Below are 22,962 nucleotides of genomic sequence, written 5' to 3'. Positions count from 1 at the left end.
TCGGTTTCTCGTTTATCAAAGTTTGGTCAAGGACAGGCCAGCCCAGGTGGCGAGCAGCCCACCGAACACGCTGAGGGCCGCATAGCCCAGTGCCAGTGGCACTTGCCCGCTTTCAAGCAGGCGCACCGTGTCCAGTGAAAAGGATGAAAATGTGGTCAAACCGCCCAGAAAACCCACCATCAGTCCGGCTCGGACTTCAATCGGCACTTCAGGGCGTATCAAAAAAAGTCCGTACAGGACGCCAATCAGCAGGCAGCCCACGATATTAACGGCCAATGTCGCGGTATAGAAGTGCCTGGGCCAATTGGCATTAATCCAGTTACCCGTGGCGAAACGCAACAAGGTTCCCGCAATGCCGCCCACAGAGACGGCAACAATCAGTGGAATCAAGGTTTTCTCCGCCGTATCGGGCTCGCCTGATCAAGCGCTGCCAGGTGCCTGAGCTTTTCGCCGATTTTAAGCTCCAGCCCGCGGGGTACCGGCTGATAAAGCTGCAATGGCTCCAGCTCGTCCGGAAAGTAATCTTCGCCGGCGGCATAGGCGTCCGGCTCGTCATGGGCGTAACGGTACTCGTCGCCATAGCCCAGTTGTTTCATCAACTTGGTCGGCGCGTTGCGCAAATGCAGCGGCACTTCACGGGAACCGTCTTCGGCAACGGCACGCCGTGCGGCCTTGAAGGCCATGTACACCGCGTTGCTCTTGGGCGCACAGGCCAGATAAGTGATGGCCTGGGCCACTGCCAGTTCGCCTTCCGGACTCCCCAGACGTTCTTGCACGTCCCAGGCCGCCAGACACAGGCTCAAGGCCCGCGGGTCGGCATTACCGATATCTTCACTGGCCATGCGCACCACGCGTCGGGCGATGTACAGCGGATCGCAGCCGCCATCGATCATTCGCGCAAACCAGTACAGCGAGGCATCCGGGTTGGAGCCGCGTACCGATTTATGCAATGCCGAGATCTGGTCGTAAAACGCCTCGCCGCCCTTGTCGAAACGGCGCTGAGTGTCGCCCAGCAGGCTGTGCAGCAAATCGATGCCGATTTCGCTGTTGTCTTCAGCCAGGTCCGAAGCGTTTTCAAGCAGGTTGAGCAAGCGTCGGCCATCGCCATCGGCGGCCCGCAGCAATGTCTGGAAGCCTTCATCACTGAGGGTCAGACCACGCTTGCCCAGGCCCTTGTCTTCAGTCAATGCGCGCTGCACCAGCTTGAGCATGGCCGCTTCATCGAGACTTTTGAGTACGTATACCCGCGCCCGCGACAGCAGTGCGTTGTTCAATTCAAAGGAGGGGTTTTCTGTGGTGGCGCCAATGAAGATCAAGGTGCCATCTTCGACATAAGGTAAAAACGCATCCTGCTGCGACTTGTTGAAGCGATGTACTTCGTCGACAAACAGGATGGTCCGCCGCCCGTACTGGCCGGCTTGCTGCCTGGCGATCTCAACCGCCTGGCGAATTTCCTTTAACCCCGCCAGTACTGCCGAAACCGTTTCAAAATGCGCATCGGACACTTCCGCCAGCAAGCGCGCCAGGGTGGTTTTACCCACCCCCGGCGGCCCCCAGAAAATCATCGAATGCAGTGCCCCCTGCTCCAGCGCTTCGCGCAGGGGCTTGCCGCGCGCCAGCAGGTGTTCCTGACCGACGTACTCATCCAGATTGGCTGCACGCAGGCGGGCAGCCAGGGGTTGAGCGATGGGAGCACTACGAAACAAATCCATGGGCAGCGTTTGAAACCTCTTGGTCCGGGATTACTCCTGGATGACATCAGCCCCTTTCGGGATATCGAACTTGAATTTGGAGGCCGGGATCGGTTCGTTGGCCTTGACCCCGTTGAACAGGATGTCGGTACGCTGACCCACGCTGTCGACCAGGCGCATGTTGTTGATCACGCCCTTGCGGAAGGACAGGCTCAGCGAGTCGAACAACGTGTCTTTGGTCTTCGGCTTGAGCACGAAGTCGATGACTTCTCCGGCTTGCCTGGAGGAAATATCAAAGCTTTCGCTGATTTTCGACACATCGCCCGAGAGCAGCAAGGCCGGGGTCTGGGTCAGACGCTGATCAAGCTTCTTGATCGTCACCTGCTCCAGGTCCGGGTCCCACAGGGTCACTTTCTGACCATCGGAAATCATGGCCTGTTCTTGAGGCGCATCGGTATGCCAGTAGAACAGGCCCGGGCGTTGCAGCGCCATTTCACCTGCGGTCTCCTGCAACTGCGTGCCGCTGCCATCGAGGGTCATCTGCGAAAAACGGGCGGTCAGGGTTTTCGACTTTTCCAGAAGGTTGGTCAAACTCTGAACATCAGGCTGGGCAGCACTGGCCGAAAATGCAGTAAAGGCCAATACCGGCAGCAAAAGCATGCTGACAAAACGCATGGAAATCCTCATTGATTAGTTGAACGCTGCTCGCGAATGCCCGCAGGCAAATCAGTCGCGCATTGGGGCCGGCGCCAGCACTTCACGCGAGCCATTGGTATTCATTGACGTGACAACCCCGGCCATTTCCATGGACTCGATCATGCGAGCGGCCCGGTTATATCCAATTTTCAGCTTGCGCTGCACTGCAGAGATCGAGGCACGACGGCTTTCGAGTACAAACTGAACCGCCTCGTCATACAAGGCATCGGTTTCAGCGTCGTCACTGCCCTCACTGCTGCCGCCATCAAAGCCGCTACCCGGCTCTTCAACGCCGGCCAGGATGTCGTCGTTGTAATCAGGGCTGCCACGCAGCTTCCAGGCTTCAACCACACGGTGCACTTCTTCGTCCGAGACGAACGCGCCGTGTACACGAATCGGCAGGCTGGTGCCGGGCGGCATGTAGAGCATGTCGCCATGGCCCAGCAGTTGTTCGGCACCACCCTGGTCGATAATGGTGCGCGAGTCGATCTTGCTCGACACCTGGAACGCCATACGGGTCGGAATGTTGGCCTTGATCAGACCGGTGATCACATCCACCGACGGACGCTGGGTGGCGAGGATCAGGTGAATACCCGCAGCCCGCGCTTTCTGGGCGATACGGGCAATCAGTTCTTCGACCTTCTTACCGACGATCATCATCATGTCGGCAAATTCGTCGACCACCACCACGATGGTGGGCAACTTGACCAGCAGCGGCGCTTCGTCATGGATGCTTTCGCGCTTGTACAGCGGATCGGTCAGCGGCTCGCCGGCAGCCTCGGCATCCTTGATCTTCTGGTTGAAGCCCGCGAGGTTTCGCACCCCCATCTTGGCCATCAACTTGTAGCGCCGCTCCATCTCGGCAACGCTCCAGCGCAGGGCGTTAGCCGCATCTTTCATGTCCGTGACCACAGGGCACAGCAAATGCGGAATGCCTTCATAGATCGACAGTTCAAGCATTTTCGGGTCGATCATGATCAGCTTGGCGTCTTCCGGGCCCGACTTGAACAAAATCGACAAAATCATGGCGTTCACGCCTACGGACTTACCGGAACCGGTGGTACCGGCCACCAGCAAGTGCGGCATCTTGGCCAGGTCGGTAATCACCGGTTTGCCACCAATATCGTGGCCCAACGCCAGGGTGACTGGAGACTTGGCGTCATCAAACTCGGGGGTCGACAGCACTTCAGAGAACCGCACGATCTGGCGGTCTTCGTTGGGGATTTCGATACCCACGGTGGTTTTGCCCGGAATGACTTCAACCACCCGTACGCTGGTCACCGCCAGCGAGCGCGCCAGGTCCTTGGCCAGGTTGGCAATGCGGCTGACCTTGACCCCGGCCGCCGGTTGAATTTCGTAACGGGTGATCACCGGGCCCGGGTGGATCGAATCCACCGACACTTCGACCCCGAATTCCTTGAGTTTGATTTCAAGCAGATGGCCTACAGCCGCCAGGGACTCAGGGGAGTAATTGAGTTGTTTCTTCTCGGCCGGGTCAAGAATAGAGATCGGCGGCAAGGTGCCTTCAACCGCGCTGTCTACAAACAACGGTGCCTGCTTCTCTTTTTGGACCCGCTTGCTCGGCTCGGGCACTTTGGCCGGCGCCGGAGCGATGACGGCCGGCACGTGTTTCTCACGCTCGGACATGTGCTTGGTCAATGCCTGTTCGCGCTCGATCAGGCGCTCCTTGGCCTTGGCCTGTTCACGCTTGTCGGACACGCTTGGGGCGACCACTTCACTGACCCGGGTGTCGACTTCACGCAACTGGGCAACAAGCTGTTTGCGCTCGTTGCGGTCCGACCACCAGCGATTGGCTGCGCCCTGGATCAGCTCAAACAGATCGAGGGTGATTTTGCCGGTGACGTCCATGACCTTGAACCATGACAGGTCGGTGAACACCGTCAGCCCGAACAGGAACAACGCAATCAGCAGCAAGGTACTGCCCTGGATGTTCAGTGCGTTTTTGGCCAGATCACCCAGGCTTTCGCCCAGTGCACCGCCCGCGCCAGCCGGCAAACCTGCGGCCGAATGGAAGTGGATATGGGCCAGGGCTGCGCCCGAGAGCACCAGAAATATCAGACCTACCAGGCGCCACGAGAACAACAGGCCGCTCCACTGCCAGGGCTGATGCCGCTCACGGAAGATCTGCCAGGCCTTGATCGCCAGCAGCAACGGAAAGATGTAGGCAAAGTAACCGAGCACCATAAACAGGATGTCAGCGCTGTAGGAGCCCGCAGGTCCGCCGAAGTTCTGCACATCGACTACACGGCTGTTATGGCTCCAGCCGGGATCGTCCTTGCCGTAGGTCAGCAAGGCCATGATCATGAACAGGCATAGGGCGCCAATAGCGATCAATGCACCTTCCTTGAGCCGGTAGTGCAATTGCTGACGCCAGAGAGGAACGGCTTTGGGTGCTGCTGCTGTGGATTTCTTCAAAACGGGTCTTTTCCTGCGCCTTTGGCGCGCCCAACTATTAATTGACTAAATTGACTGCAAAGTACTGCCCATATTGAGCAGGTGACAAGTTCCGACATGAAACTGACCAGCGCTGTACACAGCCTTGTACTATTACCCGCAGTAGTCTGCAGTGACATCCGTGCAGTCTAGATCAGCTCAAACAGGCGGGCCATTGTACGGGTTTAAGCCGCTGATGCCACGTGGCCTCAAGGCGCGGGCAAAATCGGCGCGCGACTGGCTGAGAAGCGCCAATTTGAGCATGTATTACCTTTTGTGACAAAGACTTATACCACCGTCAAAACAGAGCTTACATTTAACTGGCAGATCGACTGAGACCGCATTTGCGCGACAGAGTTGCAACCGCCCTCCCCTTCTCCCGCAAGACGGATTGCCATGCTGACCTGGTTAAAACGCGACACCCTGACATTCCCGCCGCTTACCAAAGCCATGCGCGAGCCCAACGGGCTTTTGGCCGCGGGCGGCGATCTATCAGCCGACCGCCTGATCCAGGCCTACCGCCATGGCTGCTTTCCGTGGTTTTCCGAAGGCCAGCCCATTCTCTGGTGGTCGCCCGATCCGCGCACAGTGCTGTTCCCCGAGGAACTGCATGTATCCCGCAGCCTGGGGAAACTCTTGCGCCAGCAACGCTACCAGGTGAGCTTTGATCGTGACTTCGCAAGTGTCATCCAGGCCTGCGCCGCACCCCGCAGTTACGCGGATGGCACCTGGATCACCGACGACATGCAAAACGCCTACACCGAACTTCACGCCCGCGGGCACGCCCATTCGGTGGAAGTCTGGGATAACGGCACACTGGTCGGCGGCCTGTACGGCCTGGCAATGGGCAAGCTATTTTTTGGCGAGTCCATGTTCAGCCGGGCCGATAACGCTTCAAAATTCGGCTTTGCCACACTGGTCAGGCAACTCCAGGCCTGGGGTTTCGTGCTGATTGATTGCCAAATGCCGACCAATCATCTGGAAAGCCTGGGTGCACGCTCAATCCCGCGCCAACAGTTTGCCGACTACCTGCGCCAGCATCTGGACCAACCCTCAACCGCTGCGTGGGCCACACCTCTGTAGCCTCGTCGCTGGCTGCAGTTATTGCAGGCAGGGTTTTATAGGCGAGTTTTGCGCACTGGCTTACACTTAATTCAAAAGATTTCCCGAGGGCCCATCATGACCGAGCTGGCGCGTTTGAAGTTTTATGCCACTCAACCTCACGTTTGCAGCTACCTGCCCGATGAACAAGCCACCACGCTGTTCCTCGACCCCAGCCAGCCGATGGATGTGCAGGTCTATGCCGACTTGTCCGAAATGGGTTTCCGGCGCAGTGGTGATCACCTCTATCGTCCCCATTGCCTGAAGTGCGATGCGTGCACCCCGGCGCGGATTCCTGTCGCGCGCTTTATGCCCAACCGCCAGCAAAAACGTATTTTCAAGCGTAATGCCGACCTGCAGGTGCAAGCGGTAAAACCCGGCTTCAGCGAAGAGAACTTTGGTCTGTATCAGCGCTATATCGAGCAGCGGCATGCCGATGGCGACATGTATCCACCGAGCCGCGACCAGTTTTCGACTTTTTTGGTACGCGACCTGCCGTTCTCTACATTCTACGAATTTCGCCTTGATGGACGCCTGTTGGCGGTCGCCGTGACCGACGTACTGCCCAACGGTTTATCGGCGGTCTATACCTTCTACGAACCTGCCGAAGAGCGCCGCAGTCTGGGGCGATACGGGATTCTCTGGCAGATCGCCGAAGCCAGGCGCCTGGGGCTGGATGCACTGTATTTGGGGTACTGGATCAAGAACTGCAAAAAGATGAATTACAAGACTGAATATCGGCCGATAGAGCTGCTGATAAATCAGCGATGGAGCACTGTTAACTGAACCCTTGGCTTAAACCCCATTTTTCGGGCACAATGCACGCCGCTTTTGCCTGGCGCAGTTGCACCGGGCCATTCATTGGACACCGAGGGCTTTACTGCATGTCGAAAGAAGACAGCTTCGAAATGGAAGGCACTGTCGTCGACACCCTGCCCAACACCATGTTTCGTGTGGAGTTGGAAAATGGGCACGTCGTAACCGCGCATATTTCCGGCAAGATGCGCAAGAACTACATTCGTATTCTTACCGGCGACAAAGTGCGCGTCGAGCTGACGCCCTATGACTTGAGCAAAGGGCGCATCACTTACCGCGCTCGTTAATCAAGTCAATACAAAACGCCCGGTTCTGCCGGGCGTTTTTGTGTGTCCGCGATTTGACCACCCCCTGCCGGAGCGAGCTGGCCTAGCGCCGCAGCCTCCATAAACAGTCCACCCATAAAAAAAGCGCCTTTCGGCGCTTTTTTTTTGCAGCAATGTCACATCAAGCCATTTCTACCGCAGTTTCAAACTCAAAGGTCAGCTCGCCGTCTTTCAGGTCGATATGTACCACGCCGCCATGATCGGCCAGTTCACCAAAGAGAATCTCTTCAGCCAGCGGACGCTTGATCTTGTCCTGGATCAGACGCGCCATAGGGCGCGCACCCATCAACGCATCGTAGCCCCCTGCAGCCAACCAGCCACGAGCCTCGTCCGACACCACCAGTTGCACGTGCTTGTCATCCAGCTGCGCCTGCAACTCGGTGAGGAACTTGTCCACCACATGCTTGATAACCTCATGACTGAGGCGACCAAATTGAATAATGGTGTCCAGACGGTTACGGAACTCCGGAGTAAAGCTCTTCTTGATCGCTTCCATTGCATCGGAAGCATGATCCTGAATCGTGAACCCGATGGAAGCCCGCGAAGCCGTCTCGGCGCCCGCATTGGTGGTCATGATCACGATCACGTTGCGGAAGTCGGCCTTGCGCCCGTTGTTATCGGTCAGCGTACCGTGGTCCATGACCTGCAGCAGCAGGTTAAAGACCTCAGGGTGAGCCTTCTCGATCTCATCGAGCAGCAGCACGCAATGCGGCTGCTTGGTGATGGCTTCCGTCAGCAAGCCGCCCTGATCGAAACCGACATACCCTGGAGGCGCACCGATCAGGCGCGACACGGTGTGACGCTCCATATACTCGGACATGTCGAAACGTACCAGTTCGATCCCCAAAGCCTTGGCCAGCTGGCGGGCAGCTTCGGTTTTACCAACCCCGGTCGGACCTGCGAACAGGAACGAGCCGACAGGCTTGTCAGGGGACTTGAGGCCGGCACGGGACAGCTTGATCGCCGTCGACAACGAATCAATAGCGGCTTCCTGACCGAATACGGTCATTCTCAGATCCCGCTCCAGGTTACGCAGCAGTTCCTTGTCTGAACTGGATACGTGCTTAGGAGGAATACGGGCGATTTTCGCAACGATATCTTCGACCTGCTCCACTTCGATGCGCTTTACACGCTTCTCCACCGGCTGCAGGCGCTGATATGCCCCTGCCTCGTCGATCACATCAATCGCCTTGTCCGGCATGTGCCGATCGTTGATGTAGCGCGAAGCCAGCTCAGCCGCCGCGCGCAAGGCCTCATCACTGTATTCGATACCGTGATGCTGCTCGAAACGGCCCTTGAGGCCACGCAGGATACCGATGGTGTCTTCAACCGAAGGCTCGGACACATCGACTTTCTGGAAGCGCCGCGCCAGTGCCCGGTCTTTTTCGAAGATCCCGCGAAACTCCTGGAACGTCGTCGAACCGATACAGCGGATATCACCCGAGGACAATAGCGGCTTAAGCAGGTTGGAGGCGTCCATAACGCCACCAGAGGCCGCGCCCGCACCAATGATGGTGTGGATTTCGTCGATAAACAAAATCGCATGCGGACGCTTTTTCAGTTCGCCGAGCAACGCCTTGAAACGCTTCTCGAAATCACCACGGTACTTGGTACCAGCCAGCAAGGCGCCGAGATCAAGGGAATAGACGATGCTGTTAGCCAGCAAGTCCGGCACTTGATTGTCGACGATACGCTTGGCCAGACCTTCGGCAATTGCGGTTTTACCCACTCCGGCCTCACCGACCAGCAATGGGTTGTTTTTGCGACGACGCGCCAGGATCTGGGCGACACGCTCAACTTCCATTTCGCGCCCCACCAGAGGATCGATACGACCCTGGCGAGCCAGCTCATTCAAATTACTGGCATAGGCGTCCAGCGGATTGCTTGAGGACGACGATTCGCCACCCTCTTCGTCCTGCATGTCATTTTCGCCGTCGGAGTGATCGCCCTGCCCCGGGACCTTGGAAATGCCATGGGCAATGAAGTTGACCACATCAATACGCGCAACGCTCTGCTGCTTGAGCAGAAACACTGCCTGGCTTTCTTGTTCGCTAAAAATCGCAACCAGTACATTGGCACCCGTGACCTCACGTTTGCCAGAGCTTTGTACATGGAATACGGCACGCTGCAAGACGCGCTGGAAGCCCAGGGTTGGCTGGGTTTCGCGATCTTCATCGTGGGCAGGGATAAGGGGAGTCGTGGAATCAATAAACTCTTGCAGGTCATGCTTGAGTTTGTCGAGGTTTGCGCCACAGGCGCGTAGAACGGTTGCGGCCGCCTCATTATCCAAAAGCGCAAGAAGGAGGTGCTCAACCGTCATGAATTCATGACGTTTGGAGCGGGCTTCCTTGAAGGCCAGATTGAGGGTGACTTCGAGCTCGCGATTTAACATGGCTTCACCTCATACCCAAGTGGTCGGCGTTAACCGTCCTTCTCGATTTCACAGAGTAGCGGATGCTGACTTTCGCGTGCGTACTGGTTTACCTGCGCCGCCTTGGTCTCGGCAATGTCGCGGGTATAGATGCCGCACACAGCCCGTCCTTCTGTATGGACGGCCAGCATGACCTTGGTCGCCAATTCGCGATTCAAGTTAAAGAACACCTCAAGTATTTCTACAACGAAATCCATGGGTGTGTAGTCATCGTTAAACAAAACCACCTTGTACATCGGCGGCGCCTGGAGCGCAGGCTTAGCCTCTTGCACAGCCAAGCCAGCGGAGTCTTCGCCATCAAAATCGGGCTGATCCTGATTGAATGTTAGTCGAGTCTGGCTGATTGCATGCATGGAAAGAAAGGTTCGTCGTTGATCGATTACAGTGATGGAGGCAAACGTGTCAAATTTCAACAGCGCCGCCGCGTGACCTTGACTATCGGTAAAACGGTGTTACAACCAATGCAACCCACAGTGGGGAATAAAGGTCCGCGCAGTCAACCATATTTAGTGGTTCATGTGCGAGAGAACTGGATGATACTCCAGTGATGGAGTCGTTTGCAGCAGAGGGATATGAGTATGCAAGGCAAGGTCAAGTGGTTCAACAATGCCAAAGGCTTCGGCTTTATCAACACAGAGGCCAAGGAAGGCAAAGATGACGACGGTAACGAAATCGACTTTTTTGCCCACTTTTCCGCCATTCAGATGGACGGCTACAAGACACTCAAAGCCGGCCAACCCGTAAGCTTCGAAATTACCCAAGGCCCTAAAGGCCTGCATGCCGTGGCGATTACCGACGCCAAAGCCATTGCGCTTTCGCCAGTGACCGAACCAGAGGCCAGCAGCCTTCCGGCCTGACCTGCCAGCACACAACCTGCCACAAAAAAAACCGGCCTGTTCGCCTACCCGAACCGGCCGGTTTTTTTATGGCCGGGCACAATCAGGTTAAATCAACGCGCAAAACCGATGCTCCACATTAATACCCTCGGTGTGACATTGTCCGGACAAGCCCGGAAACAAAGGACCAGGCACCAGCTACCGGCACATCGTACAATCCATTCTTAGACCAATGGATGATCTCCGATATTGCGCAGCCCTCGCAGGAACATTAGTGACCTATGTATACTGCGCCGGTGACCACGGAGTCACTCAGATACACCTACTGGAATGAGTCTTTCAGGCCTAGAAAGGCTGAGTCGTTACCCCGGCTCGACCGCTTGACGCTCTACTGATGCATTCACATCACCGCGAAGAACCTCGACTTTCGGCTCATTGTTCACTGTGAACGAAAGCGCCTACCCTGCGCATCTCGAGTATCTGAGCACGCTCAGCAAAGAAGAGAGTTAATCCGAAATGCCCAACCGTTCGAAGATCATCTATACCTTCACCGACGAAGCTCCGGCGCTCGCCACCTATTCACTGCTGCCTATCATCGAAGCCTTTACCGCTAGCGCTGATATCGCCGTTGAGACGCGCGACATCTCTCTGGCAGGCCGTATCCTTGCCAGCTTCCCCGAGCAATTGGGTGCCAAGGCTGTAGCAGACCACCTCGCCGAACTGGGCGCCCTGGCCGTTACACCTGAAGCCAACATCATCAAGCTGCCTAACATCAGCGCCTCGGTCCCGCAATTGCAGGCCGCGATCAAAGAACTGCAAGCGCAGGGCTTTGACATTCCGGATTACCCGGAGACCGTGACTACTGACGCTGAAAAAGAAATCAAAGCGCGTTACAGCAAAGTCATGGGCAGCGCCGTAAACCCGGTACTGCGCGAAGGCAACTCCGACCGCCGCGCACCGCTGTCGGTCAAGAACTATGCCCGCAAGCACCCGCATAAAATGGGCGCATGGAGTACCGACTCCAAATCCCACGTCGCTCACATGAGCGAAGGCGACTTCTATGGCAGCGAAAAGTCTGCCCTGATCGAAGCCCCGGGCAGCGTTAAAATCGAATTGATCGCTCAAGACGGCACCACCACCGTCCTGAAAGAGAAAACCGCGGTTCAGGCCGGCGAGATCATCGATTGCTCCGTAATGAGCAAAAAGGCATTGCGCGAGTTCATCGCGGCCGAAATCGAAGACGCCAAGAAAAAGGGCGTACTGTTCTCGGTTCACTTGAAAGCCACCATGATGAAGGTCTCCGACCCGATCATGTTTGGTCAGATCGTGGCTGAGTTCTACAAAGATGCGCTGGATAAACACGCTGACACCCTGAAAGAAATCGGCTTCAACCTGAACAACGGCATCGGCGACCTGTACGCTCGCATCAAGGCCCTGCCGGCCGAGAAGCAAGCTGAAATCGAAGCTGATATCCAGGCGGTGTACGCTGATCGCCCTGCGCTGGCGATGGTGAACTCCGACAAAGGCATCACCAACCTGCACGTACCGAGCGACGTCATCGTTGACGCCTCGATGCCGGCCATGATTCGTGATTCCGGCAAAATGTGGAACACCGAAGGCCAGTTGCAAGACACCAAAGCCGTGATCCCGGATCGCTGCTACGCCACCATCTACCAGGCGACCATCGAAGACTGCCAGAAGCACGGCGCCTTCGATCCGACCACCATGGGCAGCGTGCCAAACGTTGGCCTGATGGCGCAAAAAGCCGAAGAGTACGGCTCCCACGACAAAACCTTCCAGATCAAGACCCCTGGTGTAGTTCGGGTAACCGACAGCAACGGCAACGTGCTGATGGAACAAAAGGTTGAAGAAGGCGATATCTGGCGCATGTGCCAGGCCAAAGACGCGCCGATCCGTGACTGGGTGAAACTGGCCGTGAACCGTGCTCGTGCCAGCAACACTCCGGCCGTGTTCTGGCTCGATCCAAAGCGTAGCCACGACGCCGAAATGATCAAAAAGGTTGAAACCTACCTGAAGGATCACGACACCAGCGGCCTGGACATTCGCATCATGGCGCCGGTAGATGCCATGAAGTTCACCCTGGAACGCACCCGTGCGGGTCTGGACACCATTTCGGTGACCGGCAACGTACTGCGCGACTACCTGACCGACCTGTTCCCGATCATGGAACTGGGCACCAGCGCCAAAATGCTCTCGATCGTACCGCTGATGAATGGCGGCGGTCTGTTTGAAACCGGCGCAGGCGGTTCGGCTCCCAAGCACGTGCAACAATTGCTGGAAGAAAACTTCCTGCGTTGGGACTCGCTGGGTGAGTTCCTGGCACTGGCTGCCTCCCTGGAGCACCTGGGCACAACCTACAACAACCCGAAAGCGTTGGTGTTGGCCAAGACCCTGGATCAGGCCACCGGCCAGTTCCTCGACAACAACAAGTCGCCATCGCGCAAAGTCGGCAATATCGACAACCGCGGTAGCCACTTCTACCTGGCGTTGTACTGGGCTCAAGCCCTGGCCGCCCAGACTGAAGACAAAGAACTGCAAGCGCAGTTCGCCCCTGTGGCAAAAGCCCTGGCCGAGAACGAGGCAAAAATTGTTGCCGAACTCAACGCCGTACAGGGCAAGCCGGTCGACATCGGTGGCTACTACCACGCCGACGCCGACAAGGTGAGCAAAGTAATGCGCCCTAGCGCCACGCTGAACGCGATCATCGCTTCCGCGTAAGGGCAACAGGCAACAACACAAACCCCGGCCCACGACGCCGGGGTTTGTGTTTTTGGGCCAATACAAACCCCATGGCAGCTGGCTTGGCGGCGACGCTCACCACACAGCATCTGACCTGCCGCACCAGCTGAGCGCTGGCTTGCAAGCTCCCACAGGATATATCCTGCCCCTCCCCGCACCCCATAGGGCCTACACATGGAATGGAAACCCCACATCACCGTCGCCACTGTCGTTGAAGACAATGGCCGTTTTCTGATGGTCGAAGAGCTCAAAGGCGAACGCGCCGTGCTCAACCAACCCGCAGGCCATCTTGATCCGAACGAAAGCCTGATCGACGCTGCAATCCGCGAAACCCTCGAAGAAACCGGCTACGACGTCGAACTTACCGGCGTGATCGGCATTTATTTGTACACCGCCCCCAGCAATGGCGTGACCTACCAGCGCGTGTGCTTTGCCGGCAAAGCGGTTAAACACCACCCCGACTACCAGCTGGATACCGGCATCATCGGCCCGCTATGGATGACCCGCGACGAGCTGATAGAGCAACGCCATCGCTGGCGCAGCGAGCTGAGTCTGCAGTGCATCGACGATTATCTGGACGGTAAACTGTTCGACCTGACGTTAATCCGCCCTTCGGTTTAGCCTTGAGCGCTCGGGCCTGCTAGAATCGCGTCCTTTTTCAAGACACTCATTGAAACCTTATGCGTGATCCAGCCTTAGTCGCCCCCGAAAAACAGCGCGTCATCGTCGGCATGTCCGGCGGTGTCGATTCTTCCGTTTCCGCCGTTCTGCTCATGGAGCAGGGCTACCAGGTGGAAGGCCTGTTCATGAAGAACTGGGAGGAAGACGACGGAACGGATTACTGCACCGCCATGGATGACCTGGCTGACGCCCAGGCCGTGTGCGACAAAATCGGCATCAAGCTGCACACCGCCAACTTTGCCGCCGAGTACTGGGACAACGTGTTCGAGCACTTCCTGGCCGAATACAAGGCCGGACGTACGCCGAACCCGGACATCCTGTGCAACCGTGAAATCAAGTTCAAGGCGTTCCTCGACTACGCCGTGATGCTGGGTGCCGATCTGATCGCTACCGGCCACTATGTGCGCCGTCGCGATATTGACGGCCGCACCGAGCTGCTCAAGGGCCTGGACCCGAACAAGGACCAGAGCTATTTCCTGCATGCCGTAGGCGGCGAACAAATCGCCAAGACCCTGTTCCCGGTCGGCGAACTGGAAAAGCCCGAAGTGCGCAAGATTGCTGAAAAGCACGATCTGGCCACCGCGAAGAAAAAGGACTCCACCGGGATCTGCTTTATCGGCGAGCGCCGCTTCAGCGACTTCCTCAAGCAATACCTGCCGGCACAACCGGGCGAGATCAAAAATACCGAAGGTGAAGTCATAGGCCGCCACCACGGCCTGATGTACCACACCATCGGCCAGCGCCAGGGCCTGGGCATCGGCGGCCTCAAAGACGCCAGTGACGAGCCGTGGTACGTGCTGATCAAAGACCTTGAGCATAACGAGCTGATCGTCGGCCAGGGCAACGATCACCCGTGGCTGTTTTCCCGCGCCCTGCTCGCCTCCGAAATTTACTGGGTCAACCCGATCGACCTGAGCAGCCCGTTGCGCCTGACCGCCAAGGTCCGCTATCGCCAGAGCGACCAGCCTTGCACGCTGGAAAAGACCGCTACCGGCTATCGCGCCACCTTCGATGATCCGCAACGCGCCGTCACCCCCGGCCAGTCCGTGGTGTTTTACGACGGCGAAGTGTGCCTGGGCGGTGGCGTAATTGAAGTTGCCGAACCCTGGACCAGCAAGGACAGCCGCGCATGAACCCCACTCAGGAGCAACTGATAGCCTTGGGCGGTGTGTTCCTCGCTGCAGTACTGGTGGACAAAATCGCCAAAACCGGCCAGGTCAGCGAAGCTGACTTGAGCTGCATGCTTGGCAGCCTGTTGATTCGCGACCCCAAGGACACGCTCGAAGTCTACGGTGGTGACGACATCAATCTGCGTGAAGGCTACCGGGCCCTGATCGGCGCCCTTGAGCGCGACCCCAATACACTGCAGCGCGAGCCCTTGCGCTATGCCCTGTCGATGCTCGGCCTGGAGCGACAACTGGCCAAGCGTGAAGACATGCTGGAACTGATCGGCAAACGTCTGCCGCAGATCCAGTCACAGGTCGAACACTTCGGCCCGGCCCACGAAAACGTGGTGGCCGCCTGTGGCGCGCTGTACCAGGACACCCTGAGCACGCTGCGCCAGCGCATTCAGGTGCACGGTGACATGCGCAATCTGCAACAACCGAACAACGCCGCAAAAATTCGCGCCCTGCTGCTGGCCGGTATCCGTTCAGCGCGGCTTTGGCGTCAATTGGGTGGCCATCGCTGGCAGCTGGTAATCAGCCGTCGCAAGCTGCTCAAAGAGCTTTACCCGATGCTGCGCGGAAACTGAAACACGCCAGCAGGCACACTTTGTAACGTCGATATGCGTATGACGCCGGTCAGTTGGCAACGGACCGGCCGTTTTTTTCATGTATGATACGCGCCCCATTTCGTTGCCCGACTGTCCGAGAACACCCCATGCAGCTTTCTTCGCTCACTGCGGTTTCCCCTGTTGACGGCCGCTACGCCGGCAAAACCCAGGCCCTGCGCCCAATTTTCAGCGAATACGGCTTGATCCGTGCTCGCGTTCTGGTTGAAGTCCGCTGGCTCCAGCGCCTGGCTGCTCACGCCGCCATCCCTGAAGTCCCGGCGTTCTCCGCCGAAGCCAACGCCGTTCTGAATGAACTGGCCGAAAACTTCTCTCTGGAACACGCCGAGCGCGTCAAAGAGATCGAGCGCACCACCAACCACGACGTCAAAGCCATTGAGTACCTGCTCAAGGAACAGGCTGCCAAGCTGCCAGAGCTGGCCAACGTCAGTGAATTCATCCACTTTGCCTGCACCAGCGAGGACATCAACAACCTGTCCCACGCACTGATGCTGCGCGAAGGTCGTGATGACGTGATGCTGCCGCTGATGCGCCAGACCGCAGAAGCCATCCGCGAACTGGCAATCAAGTTCGCCGACGTGCCGATGCTGTCGCGCACCCACGGCCAACCGGCTTCGCCGACCACTCTGGGCAAAGAGCTGGCCAACGTGGTTTACCGTCTGGAGCGTCAAATCGCCCAGGTGGCCGCAGTCCCGCTGCTGGGCAAAATCAACGGCGCCGTGGGCAACTACAACGCCCACCTGTCGGCCTACCCGCAGATCGACTGGGAAGCCAATGCCCGCGCCTTCATCGAAGACGAACTGGGCCTGGGCTTCAACCCGTACACCACGCAGATCGAGCCGCACGACTACATCGCCGAGCTGTTCGACGCCATCGCTCGCTTCAACACCATCCTGATCGACTTCGATCGCGATATCTGGGGCTACATCTCCCTGGGCTACTTCAAGCAGCGCACCATCGCCGGCGAAATCGGTTCCTCGACCATGCCGCACAAGGTCAACCCGATCGACTTCGAAAACTCCGAAGGCAACCTGGGTATCGCCAACGCGCTGTTCCAGCACCTGGCCAGCAAATTGCCAATTTCCCGCTGGCAGCGCGACCTGACCGACTCCACCGTACTGCGCAACCTCGGCGTGGGCTTTGCTCACAGCGTGATCGCGTACGAAGCCAGCCTCAAAGGCATCAGCAAGCTTGAGCTTAACGCTCAGAAAATCGCTGCTGACCTGGACGCCTGCTGGGAAGTCCTGGCCGAGCCGATCCAGACCGTAATGCGCCGCTACAACATTGAAAACCCGTACGAGAAGCTCAAAGAGCTGACCCGCGGCAAGGGCATCAGCCCAGAAGCACTGCAAACCTTCATCGACGGCCTTGAAATGCCGCAAGCAGCCAAAGCCGAGCTGAAACTGCTGACGCCAGCCAACTACATTGGCAACGCGATCGAACAGGCCAAGCGCATCTGACCGCTGCAACGACCTACTAACGCCCGGCCGTGCCGGGCGTTTTTATTCCCGATTACAAAGCGCAATTTTTCAATAGGTTACACATGAATCCTGATATTCCTCTTCAACTTCTGGGCGGCATCACTGCGCGGGAATTCCTGCGCGACTACTGGCAGAAGAAACCCTTGCTGATCCGTCAGGCCATACCTGACTTCGAAAGCCCGATCGACGCCGACGAACTGGCCGGCCTGGCACTTGAAGAAGAAGTCGAATCACGCCTGGTCATCGAACACGGCGAGCGCCCATGGGAATTGCGCCGCGGCCCGTTCGCCGAGGACGAGTTCGGCAAACTGCCAGAACGTGAGTGGACCTTGCTGGTGCAGGCGGTCGATCAGTTCGTGCCTGAAGTCGGCGAACTGCTGGAAAACTTCCGCTTCCTGCCAAGCTGGCGTATCGACGACGTGATGATCAGCTATGCCGCCCCGGGTGGCAGCGTTGGTCCGCATTTCGACAACTACGACGTGTTCTTGCTGCAAGGCCACGGCAAGCGCCACTGGCAGATCGGCCAGATGTGCGATTCCGAAAGCAAACTGCTGGAACACGCCGACCTGCGCATCCTGGCCGATTTCCAGGCCACCGACGAGTGGACCCTGGAGCCGGGCGACATGCTGTACCTGCCTCCGCGCCTGGCCCATTGCGGCGTGGCCGTGGATGACTGCCTGACCTATTCGGTAGGTTTCCGCGCCCCAAGCGCAGCTGAAGTGCTGACCCACTTCACCGACTTCCTCAGCCAGTACCTGCCGGACGAAGAACGCTATACCGATGCCGACGCGCAGCCGGTCAGCGATCCGCACCAGATCCAGCACGACGCACTGGATCGCCTGAAGGGCTTGCTGGCCGAGCACATGAGCGATGAGCGCATGCTGTTGACCTGGTTCGGCCAGTTCATGACCGAACCGCGCTATCCGGAACTCGTTACCGGGCCGGAGCTCGAAGAAGAAGACCTGCTGGGCAGCCTGGAACAGGGCGCGGTCCTGATCCGCAACCCGAGCGCCCGCCTGGCCTGGTCCGAAGTCGATGAAGACCTGCTGCTGTTTGCCAGCGGTCAAAGCCGCCTGCTGCCGGGCAAGCTGCGCGAACTGCTGAAAATGATCTGTGCCGCCGACGCACTGCACAGTGACAACCTCGGCCCATGGCTGGCCGATGAAGACGGACGCAACCTGCTCTGCGAGCTGGTTAAACAAGGAAGCCTGGGGTTCGCCGATGAATAAGATTCACGTACGTGTCGCCAACTGGCAAAAGGACAACGCCGAACTTCGACGCATTCGTGAAGCGGTGTTTATTGCCGAACAACATGTACCGCCCGAGCTGGAGTGGGACGCAGACGATGCCGACGCAGTGCATTTTCTGGCCTATGAAGGCGACTTTCCGATTGGTACCGCCAGGCTCTTGCCTGACGGCCATATCGGCCGGGTTTCAGTGCTCAAGGACTGGCGCGGTCTGAAAGTCGGTGATGCGCTGATGCAGGCAACCATCAACGAAGCTGAAAAGCGCGGCCTGAAGCAACAAATGCTCAGTGCCCAGGTGCACGCCACGCCGTTCTACGAGCGACTGGGCTTCAAGATCGTCAGCGAGGAGTTCCTGGAAGCAGGTATTCCCCACGTTGATATGGTGCGCGCGGGCTGATGCTCGCCCTGTGGGGGCGGGCTTGCCCGCGATAGCAGCGCCTCGTTCCGAGCCATGGAACGGGCCATCCCAATCGCCGGCAAGCCGGCTCCCGCAAAAGATCCAGCCAAACGCCCTGCCATCTTCGGATCGCAGGGCGTTTTGCTATCTGGCACACTCGCTCCATGCCTTTTCAGCATTGCGGAGATAACGGACATGTCCCTACGCGCCATCATCGCCAGCCTGGCACTGTTGTGCAGCATCAGCGCCCTGGCCGATACCCAGGTCATCACCCTGCAGAACCGCACCAGCACCGACCTGCTGCCCATCGCACAGAACTTTATCGGTAAAAACGGCAAAGTCAGCGCCTACGGCAATCAATTGATCGTCGAGGCCTCTGCCTCAAAAATCAAAAACCTCGAAGACCTGCTTGCGCAACTCGACAAGCCAGCCAGGCGCCTGCTGATCACCGTGGATACCAGCGACAACAACCTGCCTGACGCCAGCAGCTCAACACGGGTAATCAGCACGGCCAGTCGCAATGGCGGCACCCAGCAGATCCAGGCCACCGAAGGGGTGCCTGCGTTTATCCAGAGCGGCCAGAGCGTGCCACTCACCAGCACTCAGACAGACGCGTATGGACGACTGCTGACGCAAACCGAATACCGGGATGTCACCCGGGGTTTCTACGTGACCGCCACTGTCACAGGTGAAACGGTACACCTGGCGATCAACGCCAACCGCGACAGCATGAGCCAGGAACAGCCGGATGTAGTGAACATTCAAAATACCGACACACAAGTCAGCGGCCCGCTGGGTCAGTGGATCACCCTCGCCGGCAGCAATAGCCGGAATATGGCCGGCCAGCAGGCTGGAACCCGCACCTACTCTACCCAGGGAACGGATGACATGACCTTGCGGGTCAAAGTAGACGCTCTCGACTAAAAGGCCCGAAACTGACCGGCAAGTCGTTTTTTCGGCAATTATGTAGTGCCTTGAAAAAAGCACTACAAAACATTTGACGACGTAAAAATGCAGAGGCATGATGGCCCCGCTCCCGCTAATCAGAGGCCCCCAAATGGCTCTGAGTCTGTAGCGAGTAGCCATTCACGCTTAACAACATTGTTGTGTGCCTGGTGGAGCAACTACTTTTCAACCCAGACCTATGCGACGAGGTTTATCTCCATGGCACTGACACGCGAACAGCAAATTGCAGCCCTTGAAAAAGACTGGGCCGAAAATCCACGCTGGAAAGGCGTGACTCGCGATTACTCCGCTGCTGACGTGGTCCGCCTGCGCGGCTCGGTTCAACCCGAGCACACCTTCGCAAAAATGGGCGCTGACAAGCTGTGGAAACTGGTGACACAGGGCGCACACCCGTCCTTCCGTCCCGAGAAAGATTTCGTCAACTGCATGGGCGCCCTGACCGGGGGCCAGGCAGTACAACAGGTCAAGGCCGGCATCCAGGCTATCTACCTGTCGGGCTGGCAAGTGGCAGCAGACAACAACTCTGCTGAATCCATGTACCCCGATCAGTCGCTGTACCCGGTGGACTCGGTCCCAACCGTGGTCAAGCGCATCAACAACTCATTCCGTCGCGCCGACCAGATCCAGTGGAAAGCCGGCAAAAACCCGGGCGACCAGGGTTACATCGACTACTTCGCACCGATCGTGGCTGACGCCGAAGCCGGTTTCGGCGGCGTGCTGAACGCTTACGAACTGATGAAGAGCATGATCGAAGCAGGCGCCGCCGGCGTTCACTTCGAAGACCAGCTGGCTTCGGTTAAAAAATGCGGACACATGGGCGGCAAGGTTCTGGTGCCTACCCAGGAAGCCGTGCAAAAACTGACCGCAGCCCGTCTGGCTGCAGACGTTGCCGGCACACCGACCATCATCCTGGCCCGCACCGACGCCAACGCAGCAGATCTGCTGACCTCTGACTGCGACCCGTACGACCAGCCATTCGTCACCGGCGAGCGGACCAAGGAAGGCTTCTACAAAGTACGTGCCGGCCTGGACCAGGCTATCGCCCGCGGTCTGGCTTACGCACCGTATGCCGATCTGATCTGGTGCGAGACTGCCAAACCGGATCTGGACGAAGCCCGTCGCTTTGCCGAAGCGATCAAAAAGGAATATCCGGACCAGCTGCTGTCGTACAACTGCTCGCCGTCCTTCAACTGGAAGAAGAACCTGGACGACGCGACCATCGCCAAGTTCCAGCGCGAACTGTCAGCCATGGGCTACAAGCACCAGTTCATCACCCTGGCCGGCATCCACAACATGTGGCACAGCATGTTCAACCTGGCACACGACTATGCCCGCAACGACATGACCGCCTACGTGAAGCTGCAGGAGCAGGAGTTCGCTGACGCCGCCAAAGGCTACACCTTTGTGGCGCACCAGCAGGAAGTGGGCACTGGCTACTTCGACGACATGACCACCGTGATTCAAGGCGGCTCGTCCTCAGTAACCGCCCTCACCGGGTCTACTGAAGAAGAACAGTTCCACTGATTGCCAGCCGAAAAACGAAACAGGGACATTGCCTGACCTGCCGAGAAAAACACGCAATGCCTTGAACATGACGCCCCGACTGGTTCGGGGCTTTTTTTTGCTGACCATTGATCCGCAGAAACTGGCTGGCCGGCGACAGCTTCCATGCCTCCTTGCGGCACGACAGCGTCACTGGCAAGCCAGCACCTGCACCGAGCCCATGCAGCGACACCTTTTGAATCGACGAAAAACTGATCCAGGTCCATACCCGGAAACAAGAATCGGGTAAAAAGCCAAGTCCGGAACTTGCATCCGGTACATATATAAGCCAACTTCCACACACCCCCGCAGCGGAGTCCTCACAGACAAGCGCTTAAACGATATTAATTATCATTTAGAGTTGCTTTTGTTGATTGGTTGCCCCACCAAACATAATCACCAAAACACGCTGCAATGCCCGTACAACGTGGCCTGGACAGTCTTTATGGATGTCTCTACCACTAAAGGATTGAATTAATTCATCTTAGAAAATTTACTTGCCGGGTGTTTAGCCATAAAATCCCGGCCATCAATAGCGCTGCGACATATCGTCACTGCTTTATTTCTTTTTTAAGCTCAGAGACCTTTGCTCTCTGTTAAGGATTACCAGCATGCCCGAAGCGACAGGACTCATAGCCCACAACTGGGGCTTTGCCATTTTCCTTCTCGGTGTTGTCGGCCTTTGTGCCTTCATGCTCGGCGTCTCCAGCCTCCTCGGGTCAAAAGCCTGGGGTCGCAGCAAAAACGAACCGTTCGAGTCGGGCATGCTACCTACCGGTGGCGCCCGCTTGCGGCTCTCAGCCAAATTCTATCTGGTCGCGATGCTGTTCGTGATCTTCGATATCGAAGCCCTTTTTCTCTTTGCCTGGTCTGTGTCTGTTCGCGAAAGCGGCTGGACCGGATTCGTCGAAGCTCTCGTTTTCATAGCAATTCTGTTGGCAGGCCTTGTCTACCTATTTCGGGTGGGTGCTCTTGATTGGGCACCGGAAGCTCGTCGTAAGCGGCAGGCCAAGCTGAAACAATGAGGCTTTGGCGATGCAATACGAACTCACCAGGATCGACCCGGATGCTCCTAACGAGCAGTACCCGATCGGCAAACGGGAAACCGTTTCCGATCCGTTAGAAGATCAAGTCCACAAAAACATCTTCATGGGCAAGCTTGAGGACGTACTGAACAATACGGTCAATTGGGGACGTAAGAACTCCCTGTGGCCGTACAACTTCGGTCTGTCCTGCTGCTACGTGGAGATGACCACCGCCTTCACGGCGCCCCACGACATCGCGCGCTTTGGCGCCGAAGTTATCCGGGCATCGCCGCGTCAGGCGGATTTCATGGTTATTGCCGGTACCTGCTTCATCAAGATGGCGCCGATCATTCAGCGTCTCTATGAGCAAATGCTTGAGCCTAAATGGGTTATTTCCATGGGTTCTTGCGCCAACTCCGGTGGCATGTACGACATTTACTCCGTGGTTCAAGGGGTCGACAAGTTCCTGCCCGTGGACGTTTACGTGCCTGGCTGCCCACCCCGCCCAGAGGCTTTTCTGCAGGGCTTGATGCTCTTGCAAGAGTCGATTGGCCAGGAGCGTCGCCCACTTTCCTGGGTTGTCGGCGAACAAGGCGTTTATCGCGCCGAGATGCCGTCACAAAAGGAACAGCGCCGTGAACAGCGTATTCAGGTGACCAACCTGCGCAGCCCCGACGAAGTCTGATCCAGCTCTGCTTCTTTAATAGAACGAGACACTGG

At 57.5% G+C, this 22,962-nt stretch carries 21 protein-coding genes; 15 read left to right on the top strand and 6 right to left on the bottom strand.

From position 1 onward, the window contains the following. Window positions 1-15 precede the first annotated feature (15 nt). The 4 genes from crcB to JQ845_RS07370 are packed head-to-tail and all read right to left on the bottom strand — an operon-like array spanning window position 16 to window position 4,865. Window positions 16-390, bottom strand: a complete 375-nt coding sequence (gene crcB / locus JQ845_RS07385; protein WP_003447042.1) for a fluoride efflux transporter CrcB — start codon at window positions 388-390, stop codon at window positions 16-18. After that, complete coding sequence (locus JQ845_RS07380) at window positions 387-1,712, bottom strand: replication-associated recombination protein A (protein WP_203008819.1); 1,326 nt, start codon at window positions 1,710-1,712, stop codon at window positions 387-389. The genes crcB and JQ845_RS07380 overlap by 4 nt, the downstream gene beginning before the upstream one ends. A 30-nt stretch (window positions 1,713-1,742) precedes the next feature. Next, window positions 1,743-2,366 carry an outer membrane lipoprotein chaperone LolA gene (gene lolA / locus JQ845_RS07375; RefSeq protein ID WP_203008818.1) on the bottom strand — a complete coding sequence of 208 codons (624 nt, stop codon included), beginning with the start codon at window positions 2,364-2,366 and terminating at the stop codon, window positions 1,743-1,745. 51 nt (window positions 2,367-2,417) lie between these two features. Continuing rightward, window positions 2,418-4,865 carry a DNA translocase FtsK gene (locus tag JQ845_RS07370; protein WP_177412945.1) on the bottom strand — a complete coding sequence of 816 codons (2,448 nt, stop codon included), beginning with the start codon at window positions 4,863-4,865 and terminating at the stop codon, window positions 2,418-2,420. 372 nt (window positions 4,866-5,237) lie between these two features. On the opposite strand from JQ845_RS07370, the gene aat reads away from it, so the two are divergent. The 3 genes from aat to infA all read left to right on the top strand — a co-directional run bounded on the left by aat (window position 5,238) and on the right by infA (window position 7,045). After that, complete coding sequence (aat, locus tag JQ845_RS07365; protein ID WP_203008817.1) at window positions 5,238-5,924, top strand: leucyl/phenylalanyl-tRNA--protein transferase; 687 nt, start codon at window positions 5,238-5,240, stop codon at window positions 5,922-5,924. A gap of 96 nt (window positions 5,925-6,020) precedes the next feature. Next, window positions 6,021-6,728, top strand: coding sequence for an arginyltransferase (locus JQ845_RS07360; RefSeq protein ID WP_003447032.1), 708 nt, complete (start codon window positions 6,021-6,023; stop codon window positions 6,726-6,728). Between the two features lie 98 nt (window positions 6,729-6,826). Beyond that, window positions 6,827-7,045, top strand: coding sequence for a translation initiation factor IF-1 (gene infA / locus JQ845_RS07355; RefSeq protein ID WP_002553999.1), 219 nt, complete (start codon window positions 6,827-6,829; stop codon window positions 7,043-7,045). 160 nt (window positions 7,046-7,205) lie between these two features. Here the strand turns inward: infA and clpA are convergent, their stop codons facing one another. Then, on the bottom strand, window positions 7,206-9,476 hold the full coding sequence (clpA, locus tag JQ845_RS07350; RefSeq protein WP_003447030.1) for an ATP-dependent Clp protease ATP-binding subunit ClpA: 2,271 nt from the start codon (window positions 9,474-9,476) through the stop codon (window positions 7,206-7,208). A 29-nt stretch (window positions 9,477-9,505) separates the two neighbouring features. Further along, window positions 9,506-9,868: an ATP-dependent Clp protease adapter ClpS gene (gene clpS, locus JQ845_RS07345; RefSeq protein ID WP_003447027.1), complete on the bottom strand. Its 363-nt coding sequence runs from the start codon at window positions 9,866-9,868 to the stop codon at window positions 9,506-9,508. A gap of 225 nt (window positions 9,869-10,093) precedes the next feature. On the opposite strand from clpS, the gene JQ845_RS07340 reads away from it, so the two are divergent. From JQ845_RS07340 to JQ845_RS07285, 12 genes are all read left to right on the top strand, one after another. Next, window positions 10,094-10,372, top strand: a complete 279-nt coding sequence (locus JQ845_RS07340; RefSeq protein WP_003447025.1) for a cold shock domain-containing protein — start codon at window positions 10,094-10,096, stop codon at window positions 10,370-10,372. 495 nt (window positions 10,373-10,867) lie between these two features. Further along, window positions 10,868-13,090 carry an NADP-dependent isocitrate dehydrogenase gene (locus JQ845_RS07335; protein ID WP_003447023.1) on the top strand — a complete coding sequence of 741 codons (2,223 nt, stop codon included), beginning with the start codon at window positions 10,868-10,870 and terminating at the stop codon, window positions 13,088-13,090. 195 nt (window positions 13,091-13,285) lie between these two features. Then, window positions 13,286-13,732 (top strand): NUDIX hydrolase, encoded by a 447-nt coding sequence (locus tag JQ845_RS07330; protein WP_003447021.1) that lies wholly within the window; start codon window positions 13,286-13,288, stop codon window positions 13,730-13,732. A 59-nt stretch (window positions 13,733-13,791) separates the two neighbouring features. After that, window positions 13,792-14,925: a tRNA 2-thiouridine(34) synthase MnmA gene (gene mnmA / locus JQ845_RS07325; RefSeq protein ID WP_003447019.1), complete on the top strand. Its 1,134-nt coding sequence runs from the start codon at window positions 13,792-13,794 to the stop codon at window positions 14,923-14,925. Further along, entirely contained in the window at window positions 14,922-15,545 is a 624-nt protein-coding gene (hflD, locus tag JQ845_RS07320; protein WP_003447017.1) for a high frequency lysogenization protein HflD, read from the top strand. The genes mnmA and hflD overlap by 4 nt, the downstream gene beginning before the upstream one ends. 128 nt (window positions 15,546-15,673) lie before the next feature. Next, window positions 15,674-17,044, top strand: coding sequence for an adenylosuccinate lyase (purB, locus tag JQ845_RS07315; protein WP_003447016.1), 1,371 nt, complete (start codon window positions 15,674-15,676; stop codon window positions 17,042-17,044). 83 nt (window positions 17,045-17,127) lie between these two features. After that, window positions 17,128-18,294 carry a ribosomal protein uL16 3-hydroxylase gene (locus tag JQ845_RS07310; RefSeq protein WP_003447014.1) on the top strand — a complete coding sequence of 389 codons (1,167 nt, stop codon included), beginning with the start codon at window positions 17,128-17,130 and terminating at the stop codon, window positions 18,292-18,294. Beyond that, a complete protein-coding gene (locus tag JQ845_RS07305) occupies window positions 18,287-18,709 on the top strand; it encodes a GNAT family N-acetyltransferase (RefSeq protein WP_003447004.1) in 423 nt (140 codons plus the stop codon). The genes JQ845_RS07310 and JQ845_RS07305 overlap by 8 nt, the downstream gene beginning before the upstream one ends. A 195-nt stretch (window positions 18,710-18,904) precedes the next feature. Beyond that, the gene (locus JQ845_RS07300) at window positions 18,905-19,633 is read left to right on the top strand and encodes a secretin N-terminal domain-containing protein (protein WP_203008816.1); all 729 of its coding nucleotides are present in this window, start codon (window positions 18,905-18,907) and stop codon (window positions 19,631-19,633) included. A gap of 240 nt (window positions 19,634-19,873) precedes the next feature. Next, window positions 19,874-21,199: an isocitrate lyase gene (gene aceA / locus JQ845_RS07295; RefSeq protein WP_003446991.1), complete on the top strand. Its 1,326-nt coding sequence runs from the start codon at window positions 19,874-19,876 to the stop codon at window positions 21,197-21,199. Window positions 21,200-21,828: 629 nt separating this feature from the next. Beyond that, on the top strand, window positions 21,829-22,242 hold the full coding sequence (locus JQ845_RS07290) for an NADH-quinone oxidoreductase subunit A (protein WP_003446990.1): 414 nt from the start codon (window positions 21,829-21,831) through the stop codon (window positions 22,240-22,242). Between the two features lie 10 nt (window positions 22,243-22,252). Further along, window positions 22,253-22,927, top strand: coding sequence for a NuoB/complex I 20 kDa subunit family protein (locus JQ845_RS07285; protein ID WP_003446989.1), 675 nt, complete (start codon window positions 22,253-22,255; stop codon window positions 22,925-22,927). Window positions 22,928-22,962: the final 35 nt, after the last annotated feature.

This window comes from Pseudomonas paraversuta (genome assembly GCF_904063065.1).
Lineage (GTDB): Bacteria > Pseudomonadota > Gammaproteobacteria > Pseudomonadales > Pseudomonadaceae > Aquipseudomonas > Aquipseudomonas paraversuta.
This window is presented reverse-complemented; position numbering and strand designations above follow the sequence as displayed.